This window comes from Tabrizicola sp., assembly GCF_051645465.1.
GTDB lineage: Bacteria > Pseudomonadota > Alphaproteobacteria > Rhodobacterales > Rhodobacteraceae > Tabrizicola.
Genome location: NZ_JBOFBI010000056.1, coordinates 1 through 4,433 on the forward strand (window position 1 = coordinate 1; position 4,433 = coordinate 4,433).

Below are 4,433 nucleotides of genomic sequence, written 5' to 3' on the forward strand. Positions count from 1 at the left end.
CCGCCGATGGCCATCTGCTGGTAGTAGGATTGCATGTTCATCAGCGTCAGTCCGTTCTGCAGCACCCCCATCACCAAGGCCCCGATCATCGTCCCAAGGATCGAGCCACGCCCGCCGAACAGGTTGGTCCCGCCGATGATCGCCGCCGTGATCGCCGCCAGTTCGTAGTTCAACCCTGCCGTCGGATCGCCGGTGTTGACGCGAGCGGTGAACACCAGACCCGCGATCCCTGCCATCAGGCCTGACAGCGTGTAAAGCTGAATGCGCAGGCGACGGACGTTGATACCCGTGGCGCGGGCCGCGTTCTCGTTATCGCCAAGCGCAAGGGTGTGGTGGCCGAACCGCGTGTGCGCCAGGATGTAATGCGCGACGATGGCCGTGACGACCAAGATATAAACCGGCGTCGGCACGCCGAAGGGGCGCGCCTGACCCAGAAACAGGATCTCTGGCGGCAGGCCATAGATGCCCTGACCGTTCGAGATGACCAGCGCCAGCCCCCGCGCGATCCCCATCATGCCCAGAGTAACGATGAACGCAGGCACCCGCGCAATGGCAATGGTCAGCCCGTTCAGGTAGCCCGCCAAGGCCCCCGCCCCAAGGCAGCCCAGAATGATGAAGGGCCAGGGCAGGCCGACATAAAGGTTCAGCGCCGCGCCGACCACCGACGACAACCCCAGCACCGATCCCAGCGACAGATCGATCCCCGCGGCCGAGATCACATAGGTCGCCCCGATGGCAAGAATGCCGATGGTCGTGGTTGCAAGCAGGATGTTGAACAGGTTCGAAACGGACAGAAATACGGGTGACAACAGCGCCATCAGCACCACGAGGCCGACTAGGACAAACAGCGATTCAGCGCGGATGTTGGCGCGCACTAGCGCAGCGTTGAAAGCGGAGGCAAAAGTCATTGCAGGGTTCCGAAACCAGAGGATATGAGGCAGCGGGCCAGAGGGAGCGTCTGGCCCGCGCCGCCGGTGGTTGGCTTACTTGACGAAAGCCAGCATCGGTTCGGTTCCGGCATCAAGCACGTCTTTAGTCAGCACCAGCGTTGGCACAAAGACGAACTTCTCGACCGTCTCGCCAGCCTTGACCATCTGGGCCATCTCGACCGCCTGCTTGCCAACCAGGTAGGGCAGCTGTGCGACCGAAGCGTCCAAACGCCCTTCCATGATCGACTTGACCGCGTCCGAGTTGCCGTCCACGCCGATCACGGTCACCTGGTCCTGCAAGCCTGCCGCGAACACGGTTTCCACCGCACCCAACGCCATGCCGTCATTCGCGCAGAAGATGGCGACCAGATCAGGATTGGCTGTCAGGATGTCATTTGTGATGTTGGCTGCCTTGCCGCGATCCCAATCACCCGGCAGAGAAGCGACAATCTCGAGCCCCGGTGCCAGTTCCTGGAGCCTTTCGGCAAAGCCCGTTGCGCGCTTCTGGCCCGTGATGTTGCCCGCAAGTCCTTCGATCACCAGCACCGGACCTGTCGCGTCAGCCCCAAGCCTGGACACCAGCCATTCGGCGCCTTGGGCACCCGCAGCCTGGTTGTCGGACCCGATCGAGAAAGCGATCTCGACTCCGGCCTCCGCGGCGATGGCATGGTCGAGGTTCCCGTCAAGGTCCACGACCGGGATGCCCATTTCATTGGCGCGCTTGAGGCAAGGCAAGAGGATCGTCGAGTTGATGGCGGCCGTGATAAAGGCATCCATCGGTTGTTCAAGCATGGCGTTGCAGGCATTGAGCTGCGGCTCGGCCGCCTGGTCGCTTTCGACCGCCTGAACAAAGACATTGACGCCAACGGCAGCGGCGCCTTCGCGGACGCCAAGCTCCATCGCGCCCCAGAACGGGTTCGAGAGCGTCTTCATCAGCACGCCGTAGTCTTCGGCCACGGCAGGCAGGGCAAACAGGCCGATCGCCGCCGCCGAGATAAGTAATCTTCGCATGGGTGGTTCTCCTCCGTTGTTCAGCTTCCGATATCGAGCGGGGCATTCTGTGTCCCCGTCTCTTTGGTCCGGGGGGGAAGCACGTCCCCGGACCTCTTCTGGGTGGTGTTGGCTGCTGCAGGCGCGATCAGTGTCGCGCGCTCGATCAGGCGGCAGGGCACCCGCAGCGCCCGGGGCGGTTCGTCCACGCCTTCGATCCTTGCCACAAGCATCGCGAACGCAGCTTCGGCAATCTCTTCCACAGGCTGTGCCACCGCCGTCACGGCCGGGTGCATATGCGCCATCCATGCGCTGTCGTCGAAGCTTGCAAGGGCAAGGTCGATGCCGGGGGTCAGACCAAGCCTGCGCGCCGCGCCATAGGCGGCCAATGAAGCAAGGTTTTGAAGCGCAAAGATCGCCCCTGGTATCGGCTCATTGGTGCTGCGCTTTGCGAATGCCGCATCCGCACTTTCCACCGTCCAGCCGCAGTTCAGCAATTCGATACGCACCGGCACGGCAGCAGCGTTTGCCGCAGCCTGAACGCCACGCAGGCGTTCGGCCATGTTCAGCATCTGCGGGTCAGAGCAGGCGACAAGGATGTGCCGATGGCCCAACTCGATCAGCCGTTCGGCAACAGCGCGGGCCGCCATCTCGTTATCCACGCTGACTTCGTCGGTCGCGGGAACGTCTCCGGGCGCGCACGATACGCGGTCGACGACCACCATTGGCACGCCAGCCTTTGCGAACGCGCCCGGCAAACTGCCATAAGCTGGCACGACCAGAATTCCCGCCACGCGCCAGCCAAGCAGTTCCTCGACCTCGCGCGCCTGGATCGCGGGGTCTTCACGGCTGGTGGCGGTGGCAAGCCGGTAGCCTGCGGCTTCGGCCGACCGTTCCAATGCCGACAGCAGCGCACCGAAAAACGGGTTCTCGAAATCCGGCAGGACAACGCCGACAAACCGGCTGTTGGTGCGCCGCAGGTTGGAGGCGATGGTATTGGCCCGGTAGCCGAGGTCGGCCACGGCGGCAAGGACGGCGCGCCCGATGGGGTCATCCTGGCTGCGGCGGCGGTTCAGCACGTTTGAAACACAGCCAGCAGACACACCTGCCTTCAGCGCCACATCGCGGATCGACGGGCGCAGTGGCGGCAGGGCTGCTTGTTTATGCTTCAAGTTCACGTTTTCCCCGGAGCAAAGCGATTCCTGCCTTGCATAATGTTAGGAAAAACGTTTCATCTTGTAAAACGTTTTTTAAAACTCGCTGAAATGTCGGTTCCGGTCAGAAGGAGGCCTCATCCCATGCCAAACCCGATGCGCGTCCTTTACGATCCCGAACCGCGCGGCACTGATGAGATATTCTCAGCCGAAGCGCTCGCTACGTTTCGCAGCGCCTACGAGGTCATCGCTTGGCAGGGCGAAGATCGCGACAGCTTCTATGCCCGCCATCTGCCAGAAACTGACATCCTGATAAGCCAGCAACCGATGGGCCGCGATCGGCTGGACCTTGCGCCAAATCTGCGGGCGATCTTCAATGTGGAAACTAATTTCCTGCCCAACATCGACTATGAAGAATGCTTCCGGCGCGGCATCCATGTGCTGGCCCCCGGTGCAGTCTTTGCCCTTCCCGTGGCCGAGATGGCGCTTGGGATGGCCCTGTCGCTGGCGCGTAACATCCACGGCGAGCATGCGGCCTTTCTGCGGGGCGAGGAGAAATGGCTCTTCGACGGCAACCGCGAAAGCGAACTTCTGACGGGATCGACGGTTGGGATCATCGGCTTTGGTGATCTTGGCCGGGCGCTGCACCGGTTGCTTGTGACCTTCGGCTGCCGGGTGCAGGCGCATGATCCGTGGCTGCCGCCTGGGCATCTGCGACGCCTTGGGGTTGAACCCGCCAGCTTCGAGACGGTGATGCATGAGAACCGCTTCATCTTCGTCATGGCCACGATCACGACCGAGAACCGCCATATGATCGACGCGGCGGCGCTGGAGATGATGCAGCCGGGCGCGAACCTTCTGCTGATGTCGCGCGCGGCGGCGGCCGACTTCCCCGCGCTTTGTGCGGCGGCATCGGGCCGGATCAAGGTGGCGACCGATGTCTTTCCGGTCGAACCGCTGCCGCTGGACGACCCGATCCGGTCCGTACCCAACATGCTCTTTTCGCCGCATCGGGCCGGGGCATTGACTGTTGCCCTGCGTGAGATTGGCGACCGGGTGCTGGAGGACATGGATCTGATCGCGCACGGCCTCGCGCCCGTCGCCTGCCGCAGGGCAGAGCGCGAGACGGTCGCGCGCTTCCGCTCGATGCCGGTCGACCGTGCGAAAGGGGCCTGACCTGTTTGTCCCGACCAGCCAGCGATCGGCACAGCAACACGCAAGCAAGTGCTTGATCGGCTTCCGCTATGAAAGGCTTCTGCTGCGATAGGGCGATTGATCGATCTTAAAGTTGTGTATGCTTGGGCAGGTGCCGTGGCTCCAAGAGCGGACCAGTCCATCGACGCTGCTCAATAAATGTCCA

4 protein-coding genes are annotated in these 4,433 nt (G+C 62.7%); 1 reads left to right on the plus strand and 3 read right to left on the minus strand.

Translation table 11 applies throughout. The annotated features are described in order from the left end of the window. The 3 genes from ACRCSW_RS03265 to ACRCSW_RS03275 form a co-directional block, all read right to left on the minus strand. Nucleotides 1-908 (minus strand): ABC transporter permease (locus tag ACRCSW_RS03265; RefSeq protein WP_438702557.1); only part of this gene is annotated, 908 nt, incomplete at its 3' end. Nucleotides 909-983: 75 nt separating this feature from the next. Next, nucleotides 984-1,940, minus strand: a complete 957-nt coding sequence (locus ACRCSW_RS03270; RefSeq protein ID WP_438702559.1) for a sugar ABC transporter substrate-binding protein — start codon at nt 1,938-1,940, stop codon at nt 984-986. Between the two features lie 20 nt (nt 1,941-1,960). Further along, nucleotides 1,961-3,091, minus strand: coding sequence for a LacI family DNA-binding transcriptional regulator (locus tag ACRCSW_RS03275; protein ID WP_438702560.1), 1,131 nt, complete (start codon nt 3,089-3,091; stop codon nt 1,961-1,963). A 126-nt stretch (nt 3,092-3,217) separates the two neighbouring features. On the opposite strand from ACRCSW_RS03275, the gene ACRCSW_RS03280 reads away from it, so the two are divergent. Further along, nucleotides 3,218-4,249 (plus strand): hydroxyacid dehydrogenase, encoded by a 1,032-nt coding sequence (locus ACRCSW_RS03280; RefSeq protein ID WP_438702562.1) that lies wholly within the window; start codon nt 3,218-3,220, stop codon nt 4,247-4,249. Nucleotides 4,250-4,433: the final 184 nt, after the last annotated feature.

Bases quoted from the DNA above. Each gene is read 5' to 3' on its own strand.
- ACRCSW_RS03270 (WP_438702559.1), bottom strand. From the start codon at position 1,940: ATGCGAAGATTACTTATCTCGGCGGCGGCGATCGGCCTGTTTGCCCTG.
- ACRCSW_RS03280 (WP_438702562.1), top strand. From the start codon at position 3,218: ATGCCAAACCCGATGCGCGTCCTTTACGATCCCGAACCGCGCGGCACT.